At 60.0% G+C, this 23,133-nt stretch carries 26 protein-coding genes and 1 pseudogene; 5 read left to right on the forward strand and 22 right to left on the reverse strand.

What is annotated here, in order from left to right; all coding sequences use genetic code 11:
* Positions 1-21 precede the first annotated feature (21 nt).
* The 10 genes from accB to E6C55_RS20655 all read right to left on the reverse strand — a co-directional run bounded on the left by accB (position 22) and on the right by E6C55_RS20655 (position 6,825).
* Positions 22-510 (reverse strand): acetyl-CoA carboxylase biotin carboxyl carrier protein, encoded by a 489-nt coding sequence (accB, locus tag E6C55_RS20610; RefSeq protein ID WP_136371710.1) that lies wholly within the window; start codon positions 508-510, stop codon positions 22-24.
* Between the two features lie 139 nt (positions 511-649).
* Positions 650-1,369, reverse strand: coding sequence for a SpoIIIAH-like family protein (locus tag E6C55_RS20615; RefSeq protein WP_168735778.1), 720 nt, complete (start codon positions 1,367-1,369; stop codon positions 650-652).
* A gap of 40 nt (positions 1,370-1,409) precedes the next feature.
* Complete coding sequence (gene spoIIIAG, locus E6C55_RS20620; RefSeq protein ID WP_136371712.1) at positions 1,410-2,060, reverse strand: stage III sporulation protein AG; 651 nt, start codon at positions 2,058-2,060, stop codon at positions 1,410-1,412.
* Between the two features lie 18 nt (positions 2,061-2,078).
* Positions 2,079-2,822, reverse strand: coding sequence for a stage III sporulation protein AF (spoIIIAF, locus tag E6C55_RS20625; protein WP_136371713.1), 744 nt, complete (start codon positions 2,820-2,822; stop codon positions 2,079-2,081).
* A gap of 20 nt (positions 2,823-2,842) precedes the next feature.
* On the reverse strand, positions 2,843-4,141 hold the full coding sequence (gene spoIIIAE / locus E6C55_RS20630) for a stage III sporulation protein AE (protein ID WP_230986775.1): 1,299 nt from the start codon (positions 4,139-4,141) through the stop codon (positions 2,843-2,845).
* Positions 4,142-4,166: 25 nt separating this feature from the next.
* Positions 4,167-4,556 carry a stage III sporulation protein AD gene (gene spoIIIAD, locus E6C55_RS20635; RefSeq protein ID WP_136371714.1) on the reverse strand — a complete coding sequence of 130 codons (390 nt, stop codon included), beginning with the start codon at positions 4,554-4,556 and terminating at the stop codon, positions 4,167-4,169.
* A gap of 24 nt (positions 4,557-4,580) precedes the next feature.
* The gene (spoIIIAC, locus tag E6C55_RS20640) at positions 4,581-4,784 is read right to left on the reverse strand and encodes a stage III sporulation protein AC (RefSeq protein ID WP_136371715.1); all 204 of its coding nucleotides are present in this window, start codon (positions 4,782-4,784) and stop codon (positions 4,581-4,583) included.
* Positions 4,785-4,800: 16 nt separating this feature from the next.
* Complete coding sequence (gene spoIIIAB, locus E6C55_RS20645) at positions 4,801-5,319, reverse strand: stage III sporulation protein SpoIIIAB (RefSeq protein ID WP_136371716.1); 519 nt, start codon at positions 5,317-5,319, stop codon at positions 4,801-4,803.
* Positions 5,316-6,464, reverse strand: a complete 1,149-nt coding sequence (gene spoIIIAA / locus E6C55_RS20650) for a stage III sporulation protein AA (protein WP_136371717.1) — start codon at positions 6,462-6,464, stop codon at positions 5,316-5,318. The genes spoIIIAB and spoIIIAA overlap by 4 nt, the downstream gene beginning before the upstream one ends.
* A 97-nt stretch (positions 6,465-6,561) precedes the next feature.
* The gene (locus tag E6C55_RS20655; RefSeq protein WP_136371718.1) at positions 6,562-6,825 is read right to left on the reverse strand and encodes a YqhV family protein; all 264 of its coding nucleotides are present in this window, start codon (positions 6,823-6,825) and stop codon (positions 6,562-6,564) included.
* Between the two features lie 239 nt (positions 6,826-7,064).
* On the opposite strand from E6C55_RS20655, the gene comA reads away from it, so the two are divergent.
* On the forward strand, positions 7,065-7,883 hold the full coding sequence (gene comA / locus E6C55_RS20660; protein WP_136371719.1) for a phosphosulfolactate synthase: 819 nt from the start codon (positions 7,065-7,067) through the stop codon (positions 7,881-7,883).
* Between the two features lie 129 nt (positions 7,884-8,012).
* On the forward strand, positions 8,013-8,471 hold the full coding sequence (locus E6C55_RS20665) for a DUF441 domain-containing protein (RefSeq protein ID WP_136371720.1): 459 nt from the start codon (positions 8,013-8,015) through the stop codon (positions 8,469-8,471).
* A 28-nt stretch (positions 8,472-8,499) separates the two neighbouring features.
* Here the strand turns inward: E6C55_RS20665 and E6C55_RS20670 are convergent, their stop codons facing one another.
* From E6C55_RS20670 to E6C55_RS20695, 6 genes are all read right to left on the reverse strand, one after another.
* The gene (locus E6C55_RS20670; protein ID WP_168735779.1) at positions 8,500-10,005 is read right to left on the reverse strand and encodes a stalk domain-containing protein; all 1,506 of its coding nucleotides are present in this window, start codon (positions 10,003-10,005) and stop codon (positions 8,500-8,502) included.
* 820 nt (positions 10,006-10,825) lie between these two features.
* On the reverse strand, positions 10,826-12,079 hold the full coding sequence (locus E6C55_RS20675) for an aspartate kinase (RefSeq protein ID WP_136371722.1): 1,254 nt from the start codon (positions 12,077-12,079) through the stop codon (positions 10,826-10,828).
* Between the two features lie 152 nt (positions 12,080-12,231).
* A complete protein-coding gene (efp, locus tag E6C55_RS20680) occupies positions 12,232-12,789 on the reverse strand; it encodes an elongation factor P (protein WP_136371723.1) in 558 nt (185 codons plus the stop codon).
* 75 nt (positions 12,790-12,864) lie between these two features.
* Positions 12,865-13,938: a M24 family metallopeptidase gene (locus E6C55_RS20685; protein WP_136371724.1), complete on the reverse strand. Its 1,074-nt coding sequence runs from the start codon at positions 13,936-13,938 to the stop codon at positions 12,865-12,867.
* 21 nt (positions 13,939-13,959) lie between these two features.
* Complete coding sequence (gene aroQ / locus E6C55_RS20690; RefSeq protein WP_136371725.1) at positions 13,960-14,406, reverse strand: type II 3-dehydroquinate dehydratase; 447 nt, start codon at positions 14,404-14,406, stop codon at positions 13,960-13,962.
* A 40-nt stretch (positions 14,407-14,446) separates the two neighbouring features.
* Positions 14,447-15,028 (reverse strand): YqhR family membrane protein, encoded by a 582-nt coding sequence (locus tag E6C55_RS20695; RefSeq protein ID WP_136371726.1) that lies wholly within the window; start codon positions 15,026-15,028, stop codon positions 14,447-14,449.
* Positions 15,029-15,217: 189 nt separating this feature from the next.
* On the opposite strand from E6C55_RS20695, the gene E6C55_RS20700 reads away from it, so the two are divergent.
* Together E6C55_RS20700 and E6C55_RS20705 are read left to right on the forward strand one after the other, a co-directional pair.
* Entirely contained in the window at positions 15,218-16,189 is a 972-nt protein-coding gene (locus tag E6C55_RS20700; protein WP_230986776.1) for a DUF1385 domain-containing protein, read from the forward strand.
* A gap of 20 nt (positions 16,190-16,209) precedes the next feature.
* The gene (locus tag E6C55_RS20705) at positions 16,210-16,542 is read left to right on the forward strand and encodes a hypothetical protein (protein ID WP_136371727.1); all 333 of its coding nucleotides are present in this window, start codon (positions 16,210-16,212) and stop codon (positions 16,540-16,542) included.
* Between the two features lie 84 nt (positions 16,543-16,626).
* Here the strand turns inward: E6C55_RS20705 and E6C55_RS20710 are convergent, their stop codons facing one another.
* From E6C55_RS20710 to E6C55_RS20735, 6 genes are all read right to left on the reverse strand, one after another.
* Positions 16,627-17,595 (reverse strand): patatin-like phospholipase family protein, encoded by a 969-nt coding sequence (locus E6C55_RS20710; protein WP_136371746.1) that lies wholly within the window; start codon positions 17,593-17,595, stop codon positions 16,627-16,629.
* 146 nt (positions 17,596-17,741) lie between these two features.
* The gene (gene mntR / locus E6C55_RS20715) at positions 17,742-18,164 is read right to left on the reverse strand and encodes a transcriptional regulator MntR (RefSeq protein ID WP_136371728.1); all 423 of its coding nucleotides are present in this window, start codon (positions 18,162-18,164) and stop codon (positions 17,742-17,744) included.
* 102 nt (positions 18,165-18,266) lie between these two features.
* Positions 18,267-18,977, reverse strand: coding sequence for a cytochrome c biogenesis CcdA family protein (locus tag E6C55_RS20720; protein ID WP_136371729.1), 711 nt, complete (start codon positions 18,975-18,977; stop codon positions 18,267-18,269).
* Between the two features lie 24 nt (positions 18,978-19,001).
* Positions 19,002-19,805 (reverse strand): metal ABC transporter permease, encoded by an 804-nt coding sequence (locus E6C55_RS20725; RefSeq protein WP_136371730.1) that lies wholly within the window; start codon positions 19,803-19,805, stop codon positions 19,002-19,004.
* A gap of 7 nt (positions 19,806-19,812) precedes the next feature.
* Positions 19,813-20,661 (reverse strand): metal ABC transporter ATP-binding protein, encoded by an 849-nt coding sequence (locus E6C55_RS20730; RefSeq protein ID WP_136371731.1) that lies wholly within the window; start codon positions 20,659-20,661, stop codon positions 19,813-19,815.
* 28 nt (positions 20,662-20,689) lie between these two features.
* Entirely contained in the window at positions 20,690-21,676 is a 987-nt protein-coding gene (locus E6C55_RS20735) for a metal ABC transporter substrate-binding protein (protein ID WP_136371732.1), read from the reverse strand.
* Positions 21,677-22,254: 578 nt separating this feature from the next.
* On the opposite strand from E6C55_RS20735, the pseudogene E6C55_RS20740 reads away from it, so the two are divergent.
* Positions 22,255-23,090, forward strand: a pseudogene (locus tag E6C55_RS20740) (IS1595 family transposase).
* The last annotated feature ends 43 nt before the right edge of the window (positions 23,091-23,133 follow it).

Below are 23,133 nucleotides of genomic sequence, written 5' to 3' on the forward strand. Positions count from 1 at the left end.
AAGCCCGCAGGCGGAAGGCTGTTATTCCGGCTTAACGAGGAACAACGGCTGGCCGAACTCGACAAGCTGACCGTTCTCGGCCAGAATCTCGACGATCTCGCCCTTGACCTCCGCTTCGAGAGGATTCATCAGCTTCATCGCTTCCAGGATGCAGACGACCGTCTTCTCGTGCACGCGATCGCCCGCGTTGACGAACGAAGGCGCGTCAGGCGACGGCGCGCGATAGAACGTTCCGACCATCGGGGACACGATCGGATGCAGGCCGGCGCGGCTCGCGGATTCGCTCTTCGCTTCCGGCTCGGCCGCAGGCTGGGAAGGAGCCGTTGCGGGCTGCTGCGGAGGCGCTTGCACGTATGTATGCGCAACGGGCGCGGACTGCACGTTCACGACTTCCGTTCGACCGGGCTTGCGGATGGCGAGCCGAGCTCCTTCGTTCTCGATCTCCAGCTCCTGGACGGAGGTTTGGTCCACTAATTTAATCAATTCTTTGATTTCGCTTAATTTAAACATAGGTTCGGACACTCCTTGGTTTCGGGGAGAACCCCCGTCTTCGGCATCTACTATCGTTCCGATAACGGAACTATTATATCATAATCGAAAGAAATGGAAAGAGCCCGGCATGAACAGCCGGGCTCGCGCGAATAGGGTTTTACGGGTTCGGAATGTATTGCACCGTCAGTTGGCTCGGAGCGACGCCGAGTTCCTTGACCGCCAGGTCGAGAATCGTCACCGCCTGGGACTTGTCGAGCTTGTCGGCTTGGACAACGACCTTGTAGTTGCTGTCCTCTTCCTCCACAACCGCATTCTCGTACTCGTAGTTCGTCGTCAGCTTCTCTTCGAGACTCGTGATCTTCTGCTCGACGGAATCCAGACGATCGAGCTCTTCGACCGCCGTCGCCGCCTCGTCTGCGGTGGCGTTCTTGCCGTCGGCGATAATCGCGTTCAGCCGCTCCGCCTCCTTGTCGAACGATTCCATTCGGCGGAGCTGCGCATCGTCGAAGTACGCCCGCCCCGTCAGGGAAGCCGTCATTCCTTCGATCACTTCCTCGTCGGTCTTCCCGGCCGATGCGGCAGGCTCTCCTCCGGCCGCGGCGTCCGTGCCGTCGTCCTCGCCGCTCGCAATCGCGTCGTCCGTCGTTCCGCCCGCCTTCGCGTCGGGGGAATTCGCGGCTCCGTCCGCCCCCGATGTCGAATCGATCTGCGTAATCGTGTAGCCGGAATCGCCGGTCGCCTGGGCGCCGGACTGCGCCTCCTGGTTGACCGCCTTGTCCGTCGGGTTCGCATCTTCGGTGAACAGGTAATAGGCGGACAGAATCACCATCAAGCTGAGCATCGAGACGAGCCAGATCGTTTGTCTTCTGTTGTTCATTTTACTTAACCTCCCATGTTCGTTGTCCATTCCCCATAATTCATTGCTTGCGCGGCACGACCGAGATGCGATGGAGCGGAACGTCGAGCCCTCTTGCGACCGCTTCGGCGATCAGCTTGTGAACGGTCGCATTCTCGGCTCCCTTGGCAACGACGAGCACCCCGCGCAGCTTGGGCTTCACCAGCTTGACCACGATCGGCGACTTCCCGCCCGACACCTCGTAGAGAACGACCTGCCCGCTCCGGTTGATCTCGGTAATGTGGCGCTTCGCGCCGTTGCGATCTTCCTCGTCCGTGATTCTCGACTGGTAGGTCTCGTCCTGCTGAACGACCTTCTCTTCGGTCGAATCGATCGTGATCATAACGTCCACCGTGCCGACGCCGACGATGTTCTCCAGCATCGCCTTGATGCGCCCTTCGAGCGATTGCTCGATATCGAGAAAAGGATCGTCGTCGCTTGCGGAGCCGCCGATGAACGCTTCCTGCTGCGGCGCTTCTTCCGCGTCGTTCGGCGGCGAGTAGCCCGGGTCCTTCGCCGGATCGAGCGTCTTCACGTTCAAGTAGGAGGAGACGAGCAGCAGCGCGGCGCCGATGAGGCCGATCAGCGCCAGCCAGCGGAACGCCTTGATCCGCTTCGGCCCTCCCGGTCCTCCTCCAATGAACGTCTCGAGCTGCTGCAGCCACTTCGCCATTCGTCTCGCCTCCCAGCCTCAAGATTTGTTCGTTCCCGGGTTCCCGGACTCGCCCGCTGCGCCTTCCGTCCTCACGGAGATCATCCCAGCTCCCATTCCGTAGCGGGAGGACACCAGCGAGACGATCCGCTGTTCGAGCACTCCCGTCTCCGCGGCCGCCGCCGGCTCCCGGCTTCCTTCGGCTCCCGGCTCGTCCTGCGAGCCGAGATCGATGATGACCGGCTCGACCTCCCGGATCGGGTCGGATTCCCCGTTCCCGGAGCCGGAAGCCGAATCTGCGCCGGAAGCGCCGGAAGCGCCGGAAGCGTCCTCCGGATCGGCCAGGACGATCTCGACCGCTTGCACCTGAATCGTCCCGTCCGCCTCCTTGCCCGTCTTCACCTGCACGTTGCGGACGCTTGCGCCCCCCTCCTGCTCGACCGTCACCTTGATCTCGGCGGCAAGCTGCGCTGCGGCAAGGCTCGCGACTTGCTCGTCCCTGGACATTCGGAGCCTCGCGGCATCCTCCTCGATCTGGGCCAGTTGGCCCTTCGCGTCCTCGGGAGTCAGCCGCACCGATTCGATTCCTGCGGCCAGCTTCGTCCCGAAGTCGGCCTTGATCCACGACAGCAGCGGACCGATAAGCGCCAGGAGGATGAACAGGCCGGCGACCAGCCGGACGTACCTCTGCATCGTCTGGTTCGGCAGCAGCAGATCGACGATGGAGGCCAGCAGCACAACGACGATGACCTGCTTCAGCCATTCAGCCAGGGCTGCCATCATGGCGGGCGCCCCCTCCTTCGCTATCTCATCATGATGGAAGCATTGCCGGCGGTGAGGATGATCGTCACCGCCAGGAAGAACATCAGGCCGACCGCCGCCAGCGCCGCGAAGACGAAGACGAGCGTCTTGCCGATAACCTGCAGGCTCTGCACGATCGGCGTGTCGCCGAGCGGCTGCAGCACTGCCGCCGACAGGTTGTAGATCATCGCGAGCGTCAGGATTTTGACGGCCGGGAATGCGCACAGGAACAACAGAATGACGACACCGGCGAGCCCGACCGCATTCTTGACGAGCAGGCTCGCCGAGAGCACCGTGTCCGCCGCGTCGGAGAACATCCGGCCGACGACGGGCACGAAGTTGGAGGTGACGAACTTGGTCGTCTTGAGCGCGATGCCGTCGGCGACCGCTCCCGTCGCTCCCTGGATCGACAGCACCCCGAGGAACATCGTGAGCAGGACGCCGAGCAGGCCGACCCCGACTGTCCGGAGCAGATTCGCAAGCTGCGTGACCTTGTACCGCTCGCTGATCGAGCTGACCAGGTGGAGCACCGCCGAGAAGAACAGCAGCGGGAAGACGAACAGATGGATCAGCGTTCCGATCATGTGGATCATGAACACGATGAACGGGTGGAGCACCGCGACCGTCGTGAAGCTTCCGGTGCTCGCGAGCAGCGTCATCAGGAGAGGCACCGTCGCGAGCATGAACTCGACCATGCTCGCGATCGCGTCCGCGGCGTACTGCGTCGCGGTGTGGAAGCTGTTCACCGCGATGATGAGCAGAACCAGATAGGCGATCGCGTAGGCTACCTTGCTGACCGCGCTTCGCTCGAACGCGTTCTGCATCGTCTCGAGAATCAGCGTGAACACCGCAAGCATCACGATGGTGACGATCAGCTTCCCGCTGAAGAGCAGCTCGTGGAGGAAGAACTTCGCCAGCCCGAGCAGAGCCGTCTCGACGCTGAAGCCTTCCCCGCTCGGGAACATCAGCTCCTTCAGCTCCGGCACCCGGCCGTCCGGAAAGTAGCCGCCGTATTCGTCCTTGAGCTGATTCCAGAACTGTTCGATCTGGCCCAGGTCCACGTCTCCCGCCTGCTGCTCGGCCAATTCCCCGGCAAGCCCGCCGCCTTCCGCTCCGGCCGAGCTTGACGAACCGCCTTGCCGTTCCAATCCCCCCGTTGGGGCCGAACCGATCATTCCGACGGATGCCGACGCTTCCGCGCGGGAGTCCGGAATCGGAAGGCAACTGAGCAGCATGGCGGACAGCAGCAGCACCATCGTCAGGAAGCCCGGCCGTCTGTCGGCGTTCAAGGCAGGTGGCACGAGACTTCTCTCCCTTCGGGGCGGTTCAGGCGGGCAACAGATTGAGCACCGTCTCGATAATGACGCTGATGATCGGAATCGCCATGACGAGAATGAGCATCTTGCCCGCGAATTCCACCTTGGAGGCGACGCTCTCAAGCCCCGCATCGCGGATGATCTGCGCGCCGAATTCCGCGATGTACGCGATGCCGATAATTTTGAGCATCGTCTTGAGATAGACCGACGGGATGCCGGAGCGGTCCGCCAATTGCTCCAGCACGGCGACCACGCTGCCGATCTTGCCGATCATCGCCAAGAAGATGCCGATGCCGACGAAGGCGGACAGGAGGAAGGCGAACATCGGCTTCTGTTCCCGGATCACGAGGATCAGGATCGTGGCGAGCAGCGCAATGCCGACGATCTGCAATATCTCCATCTCCATCACCCGCCCTGCGATTCGCTACTGGAACAAGAAGATCGACTTGATCTCCTGGAACAATTCATTGAGCAAGCGCACCACCATGAAGAGCACGACGACGAAGCCGATGACGGTTACCCAATGGGCCATATCCTCCTTGCCCATCTGCTTGAGGACAGTGTGAATCATAGCGATGATGATGCCGATCCCGGCAATTTGGAAAATCGTGCTGACATCGATGTTCATCGAATCGGCCTCCCGCTTACATCATCAGGATGACGACCAGGGCCGCTCCCAGAACACCCAGGCTTCGGCTCAGCCTCTCATACTTCGCCTGGTCCTCCCTCGCCGCCGTCTCCTCGGCTTGCAACTGCAGCATGGCCAAGCGGACATGCTTCAACTGGTCGTCCCTTCCGCTTCCGCCAAGGGAGGCCCCAAGACGAAGCATCGCTTCCAGCTCGCCCGCCCGCATGGCGGTCGACGCCCATCCGCCGCCGATAATCCGCTCCCAGGCCGCCTTGACCGTCTCTCCGGAGGCGGAGCGGAGCTCCCCCGCGATTCGTTCGAACAAGCCGGCCAGCGGCGGAGGCAGCACCTTCGCGACTCGCAGCAGCGCCTCGGGCAGCGGCGTCTGGCCGTAGCCGATCTCCGTCTCAAGCCGCTGCAGCGCGTGCAGGAGGTGGCGAATCTGCTTCGGCCGCTCCGCGAAGCGGGCTGCCTGCAGGAAGCCGATCATCGTCCCGGCGAACAGAATAAGCGCGGCGCCGACAAGCCGAATCATGGCGCTGCCCCTCCTTCTGCGGAAGCCGGAGAGCGGATCAAGGGAAGCGGCCTTGCCTTGAGTCCGAGCTCGAGCGAGCCCTCGGGCGGAGCCGTAACCGGAACATCGGCCGGAGCATGGACCGGAACCTGGGGCGGCGCGTCCCGCGGAATGCCGTAGCGGATGCTCCGGCGGCGGCGGCCGGCCTCTTCCTCGGCCTCTGCGGCGCCGAGAACCCGGTGCCGCACCATGCTGCCGGAGCGGGAGAGCACGATGTACGCCCCGAACATTCCTTCCCGCGCCAGGGCGGACAGCACCGGCCGCTCGAACACGTCAGCGAGATCCGCGGCGTGCGCCGTCGCCAGCACGCGCACCCCGGCATGAAGCGCCTCCCGCAGCGCGTCCGCATCCTCCGGCCGGCCGATCTCGTCGACGACGATCACCTCCGGCGACATCGAGCGGACGAGCATCATCATTCCTTCCGCCTTCGGACAAGCGTCGAGGACGTCGGTTCTCGGGCCGAGATCGAACGTCGGCACGCCCCGCTCGCAGGCGGCGATCTCCGAGCGCTCGTCGACGATGCCGACCTTCCTCCCCCTCCAGCCTCGCGCCGAAGGGTCGTTCCACTCGCCCGCGCTGATCGCCCGGGCAAGATCCCGGAGCAGCGTCGTCTTGCCTTGCTGCGGCGGCGAGACGAGCAGCGTGTGCCGGATCGACCTCGCCGCCGGGTCGAGCAGGCCGGGAAGGACGGCCGCCGAGCAGCCTACCCTTGCCCGGGCGATCCGCACGTTGAAGGCGGCCACGTCCCGGAGATGCCGGACATGCCCCCCTTCCAGCACCGTGCGTCCGGCCAGTCCGACACGGTGGCCTCCGGAGACCGTTACGTACCCCCGCTTCAGTTCCTCTTCCATCGCATATAAAGAGTGATCGGTGAGCTTTTCCAAGAAGGCTTGGCATTCCTCCCGACTTGTCCGATACCCCTCGCGGTGGTCGCCCGACAGCAGCCCGTCCGGCGTCAGGAAGGCGTATCGGCTGCCGTAGGAGATCTCGAGCGGTCTGCCTTCGCGGACTCGCACTTCCTCCAGCGATTCGATGACGGAATCCGGCAGCTTGTCGAGCCGTGCCCGAAGCGAAGCCGGGAAGATGTCCAGCCAGACGGGAAGCATAGAGAGACCCCCTCTCCCGAATTCGATGTCCATTGCTGATTCATGTGTATGCTTGTTCGCCCCGTTTATGCCTGCTTGGCCCACGTTCGCGGACAGGTTACTTCTTCAGAATGCCGACGAGCAGGCAGGCGACCCCGACCGTCACCCAGACGAAGCGCATCGGCGACAGCTTGTCCGCCAGCCCGACAAGCCCGATCGTCGTCGTCGCGAGCAGCACCATCGGACCTGCCAGCGCCAGCATGGAATTGACCGCGAGCGCCTTCTGGACGTCGTTCAGCTTAAGCATAACCAGCGCCGCCGTCAGCTCGATGCTCCCCGAGAACAGCCGGAGCAGAGCCATGCCGAACACGGACTTGTCCATTCGTATCCCCTCCTTGGGCCAACGGCCAACATGAAGCCGTACCTTACTCTATGCCGCCGGCAGCCTCAACTTGCCAGTTTGTCCGCGAATATTCGGCGCTTCGGCAGTTCGCCTCCGATTCGCCATCGGCATTCGTCAACCTTCGGCATTCGCTTCGGGCACCTGCCCAGTTCGCGCCGCATATAGTGATCTGGCATAAGTGAACCACCAACTCCACCTTGACATGAGGAGAGCTGTCTATGGACATCAAGACGGGCCTTGCGTGGCCCTGCGCGCTAGAGGACCCGACCGACCGCAGAAGCGGCAAGCCGAGGCAATCGGGGCTGACCATGGTTATCGACAAGGGGCTCGGACCTTCGGCATTCGAAGACTTGCTGCTGACTGCGGGCGAGTATATCGATCTGCTTAAATTCGGCTTCGGAACGTCGCCGCTCTATCCGCTCGACCTTCTTCGGAGCAAGATTGCCCTGGCCAAGCGGCACCGGGTCGCAACCTTCCCGGGAGGAACGCTGCTCGAAGCGGCCTATCGGCTCGAGGTGGTCGCTCCTTACCTCGATATGGCGGCAGACCTCGGCTTCGACGGGGTCGAGGTGTCGGACGGCACAATCGAGCTGAGCCGGCGCCGGAGGGACGAACTGATCACGGAGGCGACACAGCGAGGGCTGCGGGTATTTACCGAATATGGTAAAAAACAAGCCGGTTCGAGGATCGTGACGGACGATCTGAGGAGAACGGTGGAATTGGACTTGGCCAGGGGGGCCGAGCTTGTCACCGTCGAAGCCCGGGAATCCGGGATCGACGTCGGTCTGTTCGACGAGAACGGGAGGTGTCGGGAGGAGGAGCTTCAGCTCCTGCGCCGAAGCTTGCCGGAGCCGGATTGCCTGCTGTGGGAAGCTCCGCAGAAGGAACAGCAAGTGTCCCTGCTGCGCATTCTCGGCACGAGGGTCAATCTGGGCAACATCTCGCCGGGAGACGTTCTGTCGCTTGAGACGCTGCGAAGGGGGCTGCGCTCGGATACGTTCGCGCTGCATCCGCTCGTTTCCGATTATATGATCTGAGCGGTCGGCAGGCCCATCGACAAGACGAGGTTCTCCCGCTCGGCGTTCTAAGCGGAAGAACCTCTCCATAAGATTTAGCTAGCGGTAAGCCCGTCCCGCCGCGTTCCCGACGGAAGGCGTGAAAGAACCATGAACGGCGAAATCGTGTTAGTCGGCCTCATCGTGATCGGCCTCATCGGCCGCTCTTCCATCATCACGACAGCGGCCTGCCTGCTGCTCGTCGTCAAGCTGCTCCATCTGCAGCGCTATCTGCCGACAATCGAGCGCAGAGGGCTCGAGATCGGCTTGCTGTTCCTCACGCTGGCGGTGCTCGTCCCCTTCGCCTCCGGCAAGGTCCAACTGAAGGACGTAGCCCACGCCTTCACGAGCTGGACGGGCTGGGTCGCGCTTATCGGCGGCGCCGCCGCCACTTACATGAACGGCAAAGGGCTGGAGCTGCTGAAGGTGGACCCGCAGCTTATCGTCGGACTCGTCATCGGCTCGATCGTCGGCATCGTCCTGCTGCGCGGCATCCCCGTCGGACCGCTCATGGCGGCGGGCATCACCGCTTTTATCCTGAAGGTGCTGCAACTGTTCGCGGATAAGTGAGGGATGAAGGATGCTCCGGTCCCTGCGCTTACGGCATCGTGATCGCGATTTTGCCCTCCTGCTGAATCCAATCGACCTTGGCGCCGAGAGACTCGCTGATGAACCGCAACGGAAGATAAGAACTGCCGGCCGAGCTGAACAGCCCGTTCGGAAGCTCGACCGTCGTCCCATTCAGCCGCGTCGTTCCGTCCAGGAAGTTCAATTGGACCGAGACGGCGGCATTCTGTTCGGAAGCGGCTCGTTCGAGCGTGGCGATCTTGCTTGTTCCGTCCCAGGCGATCTTGGCGCCAAGCCTCTCGAAAATAGAACGAAGAGGCACGAACGCTTGCCCGTTGCGGGTAACGACCCCGTTGTTCAACTGGACGGATTCCCCGTTCAAGACCACTTCGATCGGCGCCTGCATCGGAATCGGCGCCTCGCTCGTAAACTGCTTGTCTTCCCCCGTTCCGAGAGTCCCGTACTTGTTCAAGCCCCACGCCCATAGCGAACCGTCGCTTTTCTGCAGCACACTTGATTTGCTCCCCGCCGACAAGCCCGCGACATCCTTGGCCAACAGAACGAACTTGGCATCCGCCTTCATCGTCTCCCCTTCGATGGAAGCCTCATAGAGCTTGCCTTCCTCCGTAAGCGCGACAATCGAGCGGTCCATCGCATAAGCCGCCTTGACGCTATCGACGCCGGTCAGCCTCACGGGAGCCTCCTGCTCGTGCCTCTCCGTTCCGTCGGAGAAGCCGGTTACCGACTTTCCCCAGAACCAAAGCCGCCCCTGTCCGTCAATGCCCAGGTTCGCCGAGCCGTTCGACTCGACCGACTTCAGCGACGGCAGCTCTCCGACTTGCTGCGACAGCTCGCTCCTCCAATTGGGCATATCCGACGAGTCGTACTCCGTCTTCCATTCGCGCACCGAGCCGTTCTTCAAGTAGACAAGCTCTGCATCCACGCGAACGGCGTCCTGAATCTCGGCAGCCTGCTCCACCGAGGGAGATGCAAAAGCCGTCCGCCACACACTTCCGTCGTTCTTCAGGAACACGACCAGCGAGCCGTTCGGGTAATTATAGTAAACGGTCATCTCCTCGACGTCCGAGATTCCTTCCAGCAAGGAGAATTCGAACGCGCCGCTGCTCGCGTCGTCCCGCACGCCGTAATACACCCTGCCCTCCTTGTCCAGCACATACCCTTCGTTGTAACCCGCTATCACGTTAACCGGATCTGCGATCCCTTCGATTCGTTCGAGCTTGAAGCTGCCCGGCGAGCCTCCTTGCTGTGCCCAATGCCACAGCGAGCCGTCCTTCGTTCGGACGTATTGTCCGTCGAAGGCTTGTTCCGCGTCGTGTAAACCTTGGACCTGGGTTGGAACGGTCTGCTGCTGGAAGCCGCCCCATACCCAGAACGTGCCGTCGGATTTGACCAGCCACGAGGTGCCGTAAGCAGCAACAAGCGGGGGCGAGGTCGTCTCGGCGCCGGCCGACACGCTTGGCGGCAAGCTCCCTAGCAGCATTCCGGACAAGAGTGCGATGGCATATGCTTTTTTCATGACAATCTCCTTTGTCGATCGATTCTTCTGCTCAGAGTTGCTAGTTAATAGACGCGCAAGTGGAAGGAAAGTTCTAGAAGAATGACACAGCGCGGAGTATTTTATGCGAAAATTCACATTCATTCGGTGCTTGTGGGGCGCCGTGCGCGGGGTTTCATGTGAAATTTCGCATTCGTTCGGCGTTTCGACGGCTGGCGGAGGCTTTTTATGTGAAATTTCGCATTCGTTCGAAGGAAACAGCCGGACCGCGGGGCTTTTTATGTGAAATTTCACATTCGTTCGGCGTTTCGACGGCTGGCGGAGGCTTTTTATGTGAAATTTCGCATTCGTTCGAGGGGAACAGCCGGACCGCGGGGCTGCGTATGTAGTTTGTGTAGCGTTCATTCGAGAATTGAGAAGCCGGGGACGATAGATGAGGCTACTGAGCGAATGGGAGAAGCGACATAATAGTTTTTGCACACACTGGGTAAGTTCAGCTCCGAGTCAGTTGCTGAATCTGGCTTTGAGTCAGGCTGCCGAATGTGGTTTTTCGTATTTGTTCGGAGGTACGGTTTGTTTGAGGGAGTGCGGCCGGGTCGCCAAGCTGCATATGTAGTTTGTGTGGCGTTCATTTGAGGATTGAGGGGCCGGGGACGATAGGCGAGGCAACTGAGCGAATGGGAGAAGAAGCATAATGGAAAAAGAGGCGTACATAGAGGATGAGGCACACATAGAAGAGGCACAAATAATAGATTAAGCAAGCCCGACCTCCCGGCCGGGCTTGCTGTATCGCGGCGGTGTTGCCCGCTAGCGCATGATATTGCCGACAATCGCGATAGATTTACCGACGGTCCTGAGGGCCGCCGACGAATACCGCGTCGGCCGTGTCGAGGCCGTAGGCGGAGTGGAGAGCGCGGACGACGTCGTGCAGCGCCTCGGCGGCGATGACGCAGGAGCACTTGATCTCCGACGTGCTCACCATCTTGATGCTGACGCCTTGCTTCGAGATGACGTCGAACATCTTGGCCGCCACTCCCGGATTGGACACCATGCCCGCTCCGACGATGGACACCTTCACGAGGCCTTCCTCGAAGGTCGCTTCGCGGTAAGGGACGACGCTGCGGTTGTTCTCGAGAACGCCGAGCGCCTTCGCGCGGTCGGCGAGCGACACTGTGAAGGAGAAGTCCGCCTTCTCGTTCTGGACGCCGCTCTGCACGATAATATCGACGTCGATGCCCTCCGCGGCCAGCGCGCCGAATACGTTCGCCAGAACGCCGGGAACGTCCTCCACTCCCAGAATGCTGATCCGGGCGACGTTCTTGTCGAACGCGATCCCGCTTACGACGACTCCTTGTTCCATTGCTGCTTCCTCCCTCACGAGCGTGCCTTCATTCTGGGTAAAACTCGAGCGTACCACAAGATGAACCTTGTTGTGCTTCGCGTATTCGACTGCGCGCGGATGGAGCACGGCCGCGCCGAGGTGCGCCAGCTCCAGCATCTCGTCGTACGAGATGACGTCCAGCTTGCGCGCGTTCTTCACGACGCGCGGGTCGGTCGAGTAGATGCCGTCGACGTCGGTGTAGATCTCGCACACGTCCGCCTTGACGGCGGCGGCGAGAGCTACTGCGGTCGTGTCCGAGCCGCCGCGTCCGAGCGTCGTGATCTCGCCGTCCTCCGTCATTCCCTGGAAGCCGGCGACGATAACGATATTGCCCTCGTCCAGCGCCTTGAACAAGCGCGTCGGCTGAATGTCGGAGATTCGCGCCTTGCCGTGAACCGCCTCGGTCGTAATGCCGGCCTGCCAGCCGGTGAACGACTTGGCGTCGTGGCCGAGCTTGTGTATCGTCATCGCCAGCAGGGCGACGGAGATCTGCTCTCCCGTCGTCAGCAGCATATCCATCTCCCGGGCCGGCGGTTTATCGTTCAGTTCCAACGATTTATCGATCAGATCATCCGTCGTATCTCCCATAGCGGAGACAACGACAACGACGCGGTGGCCTTGCAGCTTCTTGTCGATAATTCTCTGAGCCACGCGTTGCATCCGTTCCGTCGTTCCAACGGAACTGCCGCCGAACTTCATTACGATTAAGGACAACGGGTTTTCACTCCTTGATCATGCTTCTGGTTCATTCAACTGCATACAGCAGTATATTATAGCACAACTATTTAGGCCCAGAAATATAAAAAATCCTTGCCCCGCACATTTGTGTGCACGGGACAAGGACTTGTCCGTCTCGCTGCGAACGATTACGCGCGGGAGACGTACTTGCCTTCGCGGGTATCGATCGTCAGAACGTCGCCTTCGTTGATGAAGAGCGGCACTTGAACGTTCAGGCCGGTCTCGAGCTTGGCGTTCTTCGTCGCGCCGGTGGCGGTGTTGCCCTTGATGCCCGGCTCGGTCTCGACGACCTTCAGGTCGACGCTGTTCGGGATGTTGATCCCGATGATCTCGCCTTGGTAGCTCTGGATGTTGACGTTCATGTTCTCGAGCAGGAAGTTGATCTCCCATTCGAGCTGCTTCTTGTCCAGGTTGAACTGGTCGTAAGTCTCGTTATCCATGAACGTGTATTCGCTGCCGGAGTTGTACAGGTATTGCACCTGACGGTTCTCGACGTGAGCGCGAACGACGTTCTCGCCTGCGCGGAACGTCTTCTCGATCGCGTTGCCGTTGCGCAGGTTCTTCAGCTTCGTGCGCACGAACGCGGCGCCCTTGCCCGGCTTGACGTGCTGGAAGTCGACGACGGAGCAGAGGTCGCCGTCCACTTCGATGGTAAGGCCTGTCTTCAGATCGTTAACGGAAATCACTTTGAAAATTCCCTCCTGTGGAAACGTGGCTCTCTGACGGAAGCAAGATCGGAACGGAAGCCAGTCACAACGGTGCTAGTCCAGAACGATGAGCTCCTTCGGAGAACGAGTAAGTATTTTAATCCCGTCATCCGTCACGACGACGTCGTCTTCGATCCGCACTCCTCCGAAGCCGGGGAGATAAATGCCGGGCTCGACCGTGACGATCATGCCGGGGGTTAAAATCGTGTCGGAATTCCGCGCCAGCCGAGGCCCCTCGTGCACCTCGAGACCGATCCCGTGACCGGTGCTATGGCCGAAATATTCTCCATAACCATACCTTGTAATGATATCTCTCGTCAAGGCGTCGCCTTCGTGACCGGTCATTCCGGGGCGCAGATTAGCCAGCGCATGAAGCTGGGCTTCCAGGACGATTGCGTAAATCTCGCGATGGCGGTCGGTCGGCTGCCCGACAACGACGGTTCGCGTAATATCGGAGCAATATCCCTTGTAATAAGCTCCGAAGTCGAGCGTGACGAACTCGCCGCTGCCGATAATCTTGTCGCTCGCCTTGCCGTGCGGAAGCGACGAGCGCTCGCCGGAGGCGACGATCGTCTCGAAGGACGTGCCGGACGCGCCTTCCTTCCTCATGAAGAATTCAAGCTCCAGCGCGACCGACTCTTCCGTGACTCCCGGCTTGATATAGCCGAGGATGTGCCCGAACGCCCGGTCGGCGAGATCGGCCGCTTCCTGAATGACCGCAATCTCCGCTTCGTCCTTGACGACGCGCTGCTTCTCGATGATTCCGTTCGAGAGGACCAGTTCGATCGGCTTCAGCTTCTCTTGAATGCTCAGGAACGTCGCGTGATTCAGGTCGTTCTCCTCGATAAGAAGCTTCGCCACGCCCCACTTCGCGAGCAGCGCCGCCACGTCGCCGTACAGGCCGGGCCCGTGCTCGGCGATCTCGAAGCCCTTCGCTTGCTGGGGCGCTTGCTCCCGGTAGCGGAAGTCGGTAACCAAGGCCGCATGCTCGGCCGAGATCAGGACAACGCCGGCGCTGCCGGTGAAGCCCGTCAAGTACCGCCGGTTGAACGCGTTCGTGACGAGGATGGCATCTCCTCCCAGCTCTCCCAATGCCGCTCTTGCTCGGCTGACTCTCTCGTTAGGCATCCGTCTTCCTCCCTTAATGAGTTATTCCGCCGAGGAGGCGAGATGACGGCACAGCGCCTGCAGGGCCAACTCGTAGCCGTAAGCGCCGAAGCCCGCGATCTGGCCCACGCACATCGCTGCGGTCATCGAGACATGGCGGAACGACTCCCGCTTGTGGATATTGGACAGATGCACCTCCACGGTCGGAAGACCGACGGAGGCGATGCCGTCCCGCAGCGCGATGCTCGTATGCGTATACGCGCCCGGGTTGATAACGATTCCGTCCATTCGGCCGTAAGCGGCATGAATCTTGTCAAGCAGGTCGCCCTCGTGGTTGGACTGGTAAAATTCCAGTTCGACGCCGAGGCGGCCGGCCGCCTCGAGCAGGTTCCGTTCGATCTGCTTCAGCGTATCCGAGCCGTAGATTCCCGGCTCCCGAACGCCCAGCATGTTCAGGTTAGGTCCGTTCAGCACCAATATACGAGTCATGATCCGCGCTCCCCAATGAATCCGTTTAAACTTCCGTGATTCATTGTAGCACAGCGTCATCCCCGCCTGCCATACGGCCGCGTCCGCCGCTCGCCTTGGGATTAGGTTCGCGCGCGCCTTCGTCATGGAATTCGAAGGCGATGCTGTAGCCGATGAAGAGTCCCCAGATCAGATAAAGGCCAAGCTCGCTGAAGATGCTGTTCCAGCCGATGACACGCAGCGATTCGGTAAGACCGGCAGGCGGCCCGATCGCCGCGAACAGCAGCGCCCACCACGCGGCCCCGAACACGATTCCGGGCCAGGGACCCCGCAGCGCCCCGAGCAGCAGCCAATAGACGAACGCGGCGACGATCGACATGACGATGAACATCGCAAGGCCCATGCAATGCCAGAACACGCTGTTCAAGGCGTCCCTGCGCACCCAAGGGTCCGCGAGGAACGCTTGCGGAACGTTCGTAAGCTTGAGGCTGACGAGAAGCCAGCGCAGCAGACCCCAGATCAATCCGGCGAAGAAGCCGATCTGCAGCGCATACATAGCCGCACGCCTGGCGGTCGTTTTCTTCCTGCGGTTTCCCATACGCTCCTGCTCATGGCTGCGCTTGTGCTCATCCTTATCCGACATGGCGCGAACCTCCCTTGCCCTCGATATCGCTATCTAGTATAAGCTTCGGGACGCCCGCCTACTCGGAGTGCTGCGGGGCTGGCACGGCGAGCAGCCGTTCCCTGTGGCATTGTAAGCGGGATTCCTGTAAAATAAGCGTAAACCGGAAGTTGCCGCTTCCTTAAAGTTCTAAACAAAGAAGGTGATCGCTTGGCTCAGCAGCCGAACACAGCATACGGAGGACAGGCCGTTATTGAAGGAGTCATGTTCCAGGGGCGCCACGTCAATGTCACGGCGGTTAGACGCAAGAACCAAGAAATCGCTTTTTACGAAGTGCCGCGGGGCCAGACGCCCACGATCGTTAAATGGTTGAAGAAGATCCCGTTCATTCGCGGCCTTGTCGGCATCGTCGAATCGTCGGCGAAGGGCTCCCAGCATCTCAACTTCTCCGCCGAAGCGTATGCCGAAGACGAATCGACTCCGGAGGAGAGCGCCAAGGCGAAGGAGAAGGAGAAGTGGAGCCTGTCGATGATTCTCGGCGTCGCGGTCGTGGGCGTTCTGAGCTTCGTGTTTGGGAAAATTATTTTCAACGCGGTGCCGGCCTTCCTCGAGAGCGAGATCTTCGGCCGGGCGTTCGACAACAAGGTGCTGCACAACATTCTCGAAGGCGTCATCAAGATCGGGCTCCTGCTCTTCTACCTGTGGATGATCTCGAAGACGCCGATTATCAAGCGGCTGTTCCAGTATCACGGAGCGGAGCATAAGGTAATCAGCGCCTACGAGGCGGGCGACGAGCTTACGATTGCGAACGTGCAGCGCGCAAGCCGCTTGCATTACCGTTGCGGCAGCAGCTTCATCATCTTCACCGTCATCGTCGGCGTCATCCTCTATTCGTTCCCGATCTTCCATTGGGACACCGTCTGGGAGAGAATTTGGATTCGGATCGCCCTGCTCCCCGTCGTTATCGGCATCTCCTACGAGGTGCTGAAGTGGACGAACGCCGTCCGCGACTTCCCGGTGCTTCGCTGGCTCGGTTATCCGGGTCTGTGGCTGCAGCTCTTGACGACGAAGGAACCGAACGACGAGCAAGTAGCCGTCTCGATCGCTTCCTTCAACCGGATGATGGAGCTCGACCGCGAATACAGCGCCCGGCCGCAAGCTGTCGCTTCCGTCTCGGCCTGATAACAAAGGAGGACAACGCCATGCGCAGACGTTACGGACCTGTCGCGATCGTCCTGTTCGCACTGATCGCTGTCGGAATCGTCGGCCAGATCCTGAGAGGCGCGTCCTCGCTGCTGATTCCGGTCGTTCTGATCGCCATCGTCTATCTGCTCTACAAGTTCCCGCCGAACCGCTGGGGCAGAAGCTCTTCCGGGGAATCGTCGAAGTACCGCCAGGCCGCCGCCAAGAGCCGGCAGCGCGGGCTCGCGAAGGAACGCGAAGAGAGCCAGAGCCGCGCCAAGCGCCGGGCCGCTCCTTTCCGCGTCATCGAAGGCAACAAGAAGAACGACGAGGAGCCTCCGCGCTATCACTGAACCGCAATCAAGGCGCAATCAAGACGTACCAACAAACCCCCGATCGGCCGTCGCAAGCGGCTGATCGGGGGTTCTTTTCGCTTTTTAGCTCTTCGGCTGGATCGTGACGGTCAGCCTGCCCGTCTTCGGGTCGCAGTTGCGGAAGTACTTGGCGCCCGCCTCCAGGCCGGAACGGTACAGCTTCTCGCTCTTCTCCGCGGACAAGTGGAAGTCCGTCGTCCGCACGCCGAGGGTAGGAATCTTGATTGTGCGAACCCGGTTGTTCTGCTCGATATAACGCTCGTCGTGGGCGCTCAGCATCGTCTCGAACATCGCCTGGAACATCGAGATCGGCCCCTTGATCCGGTGCGCTCTCACGTCATTGCGGCCAACCATCTGGAAGCCGATGACGGGAACGGCCTCTTCCCCGTCCTCGTTCTTGTCCCCGTCGAAAATCCACAGCGGGAAGTTGCTGAGCACACCGCCGTCGACGACATACGAGGAACGCCCGAGGACAAGCTTGCGCCTCCTCTTGCCGGTCTGCGGCCTCGCAGCCGGAATCAGCACCGGGTCGAAGAAGTACGGGATGCTGACGCTCATGCGAATCGCCCGGGCCACTTCCAGGTGAAGCGGATCGATGCCGTAATCCTCGATGTCGTCCGGAAGGACAAGAAGCCTGCCGTTCGTAATGTCGGAGGCGGTAATCTTGAGCTTGCCGAGCGGCAGGTCGGCGAACGTGCGCACGCCTCGCTTCGCCAGCAGGTCGCGTATCCATTCCTCCAGCGCGTCGCCCGAGTACAGCCCCTTCTTAAGAAACAGCCGGATCGCCGGACCGAGCACCTTCACGTTGAACAAAGGCGATCTTCGCAGGAACTTGGAGAACGGAGCGGACTCGATGATCAGCTTCATCTCCGCGGCACTGTAGCCGGTCGCAAGCAGCGCCGCAACGATGCTGCCGGAGGATGTGCCGGCCACCCGGTGGAACCGGACCTCGTGAAGCTCAGCCGCCCGCACGGCGCCGACAAGCGAGATGCCCTTGACGCCGCCGCCTTCGAACACGCCGTTCACCTTCATCATCATCGCTCCCCCTCCCGCGTACAGCATATGCTCAGGGAAGAGCGAACAGTACATTCGGCTTGAACGCAGCAACGGACAGAATAAACGCCAATAGCAACGGGCCATCCGGAAGTCCCCGAGGGTTCTCCGAATAGCCCGTCCATCTATTCCTTATCCAATTCGGCACGAATGCCGTAAAGCTCCTCCACCCGCTTTGGGTCTTGCTTGAAGTACTCGACCAGCGTCTCGATGCACGTAATCGAATCCCAACTCAAGTGATGCTCGATCCCTTCCACGTCGCGGTAGATGTTCTCCTCCTGAACGCCGATCGTCTTGAGGAACGCCTCCAGCAGATGATGCCGGTCGACAAGTCTCTTGCCTATCTTCTTGCCCTTGGATGTCAGCACGAGTCCGCGGTACTTCTCGTAGATAAGGTAATTATCCTTGTCCAGCTTCTGGATCATCTTCGTTACGGAAGAAGGATGCACCTCCAGCCCTTCGGCGATATCCGAAACGCGAGCATAGCCCTTCTCGTCGATCAGGCGATAGATCCGCTCCAGATAATCTTCCATACTTGGGGTCGGCAATGCGGCTCCCCCTTTCCCAAGGCAGTCAATAACTCTTTAGTATCATACACCAGCGCAAAGTTGGGGAGCAAGTCTCACTTGCCAAGTCCGCTTGCGAAGCCGTCAGAATTTAAGCCAGTCCGGCGTCACGGAGTTCAGCCAGATCGTAATCGACGTCATCCGGTCCGTGAACAGCAGAACCCCCATGACAATCATAAGCACGCCGCCGATCTTCATCAGCCGGTTCGAGTACTTGAGAATCCAGCGGGTCGAGCCGATGAAGAACGCCAGCACGAAGAACGGAACGCCGAACCCGAGCGAATAGGCGGCCGTCATGCTCGCCCACGTTCCCGGCTGGCTGGCGGCCAGCGCGAGGATCGACGACAGAATCGGACCGACGCAAGGCGACCAGCCCGCGGAGAAGCCGACCCCGAAGATGAACGAACCGAGATAGCCCGCCGGCCTCCAGCTCATGTTTATTTTCCGCTCCTTCATCAGAAGCTGCGGTTGGAATACCCCCAGAAGGAACAGGCCCATCAGGATGATAAGCAGCGCCGAGATCTGACGGATCGGGTCCTGGTACTCCCGGAACGTCGACGCGAACGCGTTCGCCGTATAGCTGAGCGTGAAGAACACGAACGAGAACCCCAGAATGAAGAAGAACGTATGGGCCATCGTCCTCGTCCGCACGCTGCGGCTGGTGTCGGTCTTGAGCTGGGTTACGGTCATGCCGGTTATGTACGATAAATAAGACGGATACAAGGGCAGGCAGCACGGGGAGATGAAGGAGGCCAGCCCCCCCGCGAACGCGATGCCGATATTGACTTCATTCAAGCGAGGCCACTCTCCTCTGCTTTGTTAGACTCGAGTTCGTCGCGTCATGACCAACGAGGCCAGCAAGATCGCGATGAGAAGCAAGACGATCGTGCCCCCGGGCGCGAGGTTCCAGACGCCGGCCATCCACAAGCCGAGCACAACGGCGACTTCGCCGATCGCCACGACGAGGATGATCGATTGACGGAAGCTCTTGGACAGAACCAGGCTGCACGCGGCAGGAATCGTCAGCAAGGCGGACACGAGCAAAGCGCCGACGATCTTGATCGAGGCGCTGATGACAAGCGCGGTCAGAATGCTGATCAGAATGTTGAAGTAGCGCACCGGAAGACCGCTGACCGATGCCGCATCTTCGTCGAACGTCAGAAGGAACAGCTCCTTCTTCAGCGCGAGAACAACGCCGAGGACGATAACCGTCACGATGGCAATGACCAGAATGTCCGCGTTGTCGAGCGTATAGATGCTCCCGAACAGATAGGAGTTTACGTCCAGGTTATACCCTTTGCCCACCGTAAACAAGAGGGACGCGAGCGCGATGCCTCCCGACATGATGATGGCAATCGACAGCTCCGCGAACGAACGGTACCTTCTGCGCAGCAGTTCGATGCCGAACGAGGCGACGATGGCCAAGACGAGGCCGACGGCCACCGGGTAAATATTGATAAGGAAGCCGAGCGCGACGCCCGCGATGCTGACGTGCGCAAGCGTATCCCCGATCATCGCGAGCCTGCGAAGAACGAGGAACAGCCCCAGAAGCGGGGACGTGATGGCAATGAGTGCGCCGCCGATAAGCGCCCGTTGGAAAAACTCGGCCGTCAATATATCCAAGCCTACCCTACCCTTCTTGCCGCAAGGAATGCAGCAGATCGGTCTCCACGCAATCCTCGAGGTCATGCGAGTGCCGAACATGGAACGACAGCTTGCCGCTCTTGGCTCTGGGCGCCTCTCCCAAGTAGGAGCGGACCATGTCCAGGTCGTGCGATACCATCAAGAACGTGATGTTGTGCTTCTTGTGCATATGGAGCAGCAGGTTAAAGAAGTTATTCTGCGTCTCGGTGTCGATGCCCGACATCGGTTCGTCGAGAATGAGCAGCTTCGGGTTGTTGATGAGCGCTCTTGCGAGGAACACTCTCTGCTGCTGCCCGCCGGACAGCTCCCCGATCCGCTTCTCCGCCAGATCGCCGATCTTGAGCGTCTTGAGGGCGTCCTCCGCCCGCAGATGGTCTTCCTTCGTACTTCTCCTGAGCAGCTTGCGCCGCCCGTACAGGCCGGACAGCACCACTTCCCGAACCGTCGCTGGGAAAAGAGGGTTGAAGTGGTTGCGCTGCGGAACATAGCCGATGAGCTGCCACTCCTTAAACCGGGACATCGGCGTGCCGAACAGCTTGATCTCGCCGGAAGTCGGCCTCAGCAGGCCGACGATCATTCGGAGCAGCGTTGTTTTGCCGGCGCCGTTCGAGCCGATGAGGCCGACGAAGTCGCGCTCGCGCACGACGAAGTTCACGTTGTCCATCACATGCTGCGACCCGTACGAGAACGTGACGTCCTGAAGCGAGACGATCTCCCGGTGGCAGGAGGGCGTGCTCGCCGGAGGGCGCTCGTTCGAGTCGTTCAGAGAGACAGCGACGACAGGAGCGACGTTGGGATCAGGAGCGACGGAATCAGGAACGACAGTCGTTGTCATCAATGGATCTCCTTCCGGTATGCCTTCTTTATTGTAATGCCTTCACCAGGTTTTGCAAATTGCGCTCCATAAGCGTGATATACGTCTCGCCGTCCTTCTCCTGCTTGGAGGTCAAGCCCTCGATCGGGCTGAGCACGTCGATGCCCGCGCCCGTCTCGCCCGAGATCGTCTTCGCGAGCTGATTGGATACGAGCTCCTCGAAGAAGATGGTCCGCACGTTGTTCTTCTTCACGAACGCCGCGACGTCCAGCAGGTCCTGCGAACGAGGCTCCGCCTCCGGCGACAGCCCCATGATCGCGACCTGATTCAGGCCGTAGTCCCGCGCCATGTAGCCGAAAGCCTGATGCGTCACAACGATGTCCTTGTTCGGCACCGCCCCGAGCTGCTGCGTGAACTGCCGATCCAGTTCGGCCAGCCTGGCCTGAAGATCGTCGTAACGGGCTTCGTATGCCGCCTCGTTCGCCGGGTCCGCCTGGATGAACGCCTGGAGGATGTTATCCGCCATGATCAGCGCGGACTTCGGACTGACCCACGTATGCGGATCAACGTCCGCGTCGTGATGGTGGCCGTCGCCCTCTTCGTGCTTGTGCTCTTCCCCGTCCCCGTCCCCGTCCTCCTCCTCTTCCGGGTTGCCGGAGAGGAGCGCGATCCCTTCGCTCGCCTCCACGATCTTCAGACCGCCGTTCGAGCCCGTCCCATGCAGGAAATCTTCCGCCCAGCCCTCCAGGCCCGCTCCATTATAGATGAACAACTGCGCCTTCGACGCGGTCTGCAGGTCCTTGCTCTTCGGCGTCCAGTCATGCGGCTCGACTCCCGTCGGAATCAGATTAACGACGTTGGCGTCGTCTCCGCCGATCTCGGTTGCTAGATAATAGAGCGGATAGAACGTCGTCACAACGTTCACCTTGCCCTCGACGAACGTACTCTTCTGCTCTCCGCAGCCGGAGAGCGCGGTGAATGTAGCAAGCAGCAGCGCAAGCGCGGCGGCGGCCCTTCGTCCCGTTCTCAGCTTCATTTCCGTTCCCAACTTCCTCTTAATCGTATTAATTACGCTTTAAGGAGTATACTCCGGGAGCTTCAACTCTGTCAACTGACGGGGAATGACTCTGACGAGGAGTGCCGCCCCCCTTCACCATCAACGTACACCATCAACGTACACCTTCACCTGCGCTATCACCATCACCTGTACCATCACTTTCCCCTGTGCCTCCACTTTCCTCTGTACCTTCACTCCCCCCCATCTTCTTCATCTCACCGAACGCCATCTCTCCTCTTCTCCCGTCTCATCGCCCCTTCCGCCTATTTGCCGTCCTCCCACCTTGCGGAATTTCCTTATTGTGGTAAGTTGTGCGAACAACATCCCCTTCCTAGACACTTATGTCTCTTCTCCCCTTCGATCAGGAACCTCTCCCTCCCGGATCACGGCCTTTTCGCGCCAACATTTTTTGACAGATCCTCTTGCATTTATTCCAGAAAATGCTACAATAAAAGAGAACATTTGTTCTTGTTTTGCGCTCTGCTCAGTATTACCTCAAATACGAACGTGTGTGTGGTAAAATGATTATGACGAACATACGTTCTTAGTTAAAGACGATGGCAAAAGCATTGCCGATGTCGCTGCTGCAATTTCAAAAAGAATTTGCTACGGAGGAACACTGTGCTGATTAGTTGGCTCATAAACGCTGGAAAGATGGATTCGTCTGCGACAAGTGTAAGCATGACGCCTATTCCTACATCCGAACCCGCCAGCTTTACGAATGCCAAGCCTGTCACTACCAGACCTCGGTGACGGCGGGTACGCTGCTCCATAAGACCAAGCTTCCTCTGACTACCTGGTTCTGGGCGTTTTACTTAGTCGCTCACGACAAGCGTGGAAAGTCAGCGCTTTCCCTATCCCAACTTCTCGCCCTCAACTACCGTACAGCTCAACGTTTGATGCGAACAATCCGCGCCGCGATGGCCGATCGCGACGATCCGTATAAGCTCTCAGGCCTTGTAGACAGGGATGATGCATACTTCGGAGCGCCTCGCAGAGGCAAGGACGGCCGCGGGACTGATAAAGCCAAAGCCGTCATCGAGAGCGTATCAATTGAAGAGATCAAGCGCGTCGCCACAAGCTCGTGGAACCTGGCAGCACCATTGTCTCCGACGGCCATGAGTCTGACAAGCCGCTTGGACAAGAAGGAGTTAAGCACGAGCCGAAGGCGTACGACAAGGAAGACGACAATGAGTGTCTAAAGTCTCTGCACACCGTCATCAGCAACGTCAAAGCCTTCATTCAAGGCACGTTCCACGGACTCGGAGCCAAGTATATGCAGTCTTGCTTTGACGAGTTCTGTTTCCGTTTCAACCATCGTTTTGATCCCAATCAAATCTTTGACCGGTTGCTCAATGCCTGTGTTTTGACCACTCCACATCCTCAACCCTGAGGCATGTGCATAGACGGAACATTCGTTCTTATATTGGAGGTAT

This window comes from Cohnella fermenti (assembly GCF_004801405.1).
Taxonomy (GTDB): Bacteria; Bacillota; Bacilli; order Paenibacillales; family Paenibacillaceae; genus Cohnella; species Cohnella fermenti.

What these genes read in the sequence shown, in the direction of transcription:
- spoIIIAA (WP_136371717.1), bottom strand. Translation starts at nt 6,464, where the DNA reads ATGCTTCCCGTCTGGCTGGACATCTTCCCGGCTTCGCTTCGGGCACGG.
- spoIIIAG (WP_136371712.1), bottom strand. Translation starts at nt 2,060, where the DNA reads ATGGCGAAGTGGCTGCAGCAGCTCGAGACGTTCATTGGAGGAGGACCG.
- spoIIIAC (WP_136371715.1), bottom strand. Translation starts at nt 4,784, where the DNA reads ATGAACATCGATGTCAGCACGATTTTCCAAATTGCCGGGATCGGCATC.
- E6C55_RS20695 (WP_136371726.1), bottom strand. Translation starts at nt 15,028, where the DNA reads ATGTCGGATAAGGATGAGCACAAGCGCAGCCATGAGCAGGAGCGTATG.
- comA (WP_136371719.1), top strand. Translation starts at nt 7,065, where the DNA reads ATGGACATCAAGACGGGCCTTGCGTGGCCCTGCGCGCTAGAGGACCCG.
- E6C55_RS20705 (WP_136371727.1), top strand. Translation starts at nt 16,210, where the DNA reads ATGCGCAGACGTTACGGACCTGTCGCGATCGTCCTGTTCGCACTGATC.
- E6C55_RS20735 (WP_136371732.1), bottom strand. Translation starts at nt 21,676, where the DNA reads ATGAAGCTGAGAACGGGACGAAGGGCCGCCGCCGCGCTTGCGCTGCTG.
- E6C55_RS20615 (WP_168735778.1), bottom strand. Translation starts at nt 1,369, where the DNA reads ATGAACAACAGAAGACAAACGATCTGGCTCGTCTCGATGCTCAGCTTG.
- spoIIIAD (WP_136371714.1), bottom strand. Translation starts at nt 4,556, where the DNA reads ATGGAGATATTGCAGATCGTCGGCATTGCGCTGCTCGCCACGATCCTG.
- spoIIIAB (WP_136371716.1), bottom strand. Translation starts at nt 5,319, where the DNA reads ATGATTCGGCTTGTCGGCGCCGCGCTTATTCTGTTCGCCGGGACGATG.
- spoIIIAF (WP_136371713.1), bottom strand. Translation starts at nt 2,822, where the DNA reads ATGATGGCAGCCCTGGCTGAATGGCTGAAGCAGGTCATCGTCGTTGTG.
- accB (WP_136371710.1), bottom strand. Translation starts at nt 510, where the DNA reads ATGTTTAAATTAAGCGAAATCAAAGAATTGATTAAATTAGTGGACCAA.
- E6C55_RS20665 (WP_136371720.1), top strand. Translation starts at nt 8,013, where the DNA reads ATGAACGGCGAAATCGTGTTAGTCGGCCTCATCGTGATCGGCCTCATC.
- E6C55_RS20670 (WP_168735779.1), bottom strand. Translation starts at nt 10,005, where the DNA reads ATGAAAAAAGCATATGCCATCGCACTCTTGTCCGGAATGCTGCTAGGG.
- E6C55_RS20655 (WP_136371718.1), bottom strand. Translation starts at nt 6,825, where the DNA reads ATGGACAAGTCCGTGTTCGGCATGGCTCTGCTCCGGCTGTTCTCGGGG.
- E6C55_RS20710 (WP_136371746.1), bottom strand. Translation starts at nt 17,595, where the DNA reads ATGAAGGTGAACGGCGTGTTCGAAGGCGGCGGCGTCAAGGGCATCTCG.
- E6C55_RS20685 (WP_136371724.1), bottom strand. Translation starts at nt 13,938, where the DNA reads ATGCCTAACGAGAGAGTCAGCCGAGCAAGAGCGGCATTGGGAGAGCTG.
- aroQ (WP_136371725.1), bottom strand. Translation starts at nt 14,406, where the DNA reads ATGACTCGTATATTGGTGCTGAACGGACCTAACCTGAACATGCTGGGC.
- E6C55_RS20730 (WP_136371731.1), bottom strand. Translation starts at nt 20,661, where the DNA reads ATGACAACGACTGTCGTTCCTGATTCCGTCGCTCCTGATCCCAACGTC.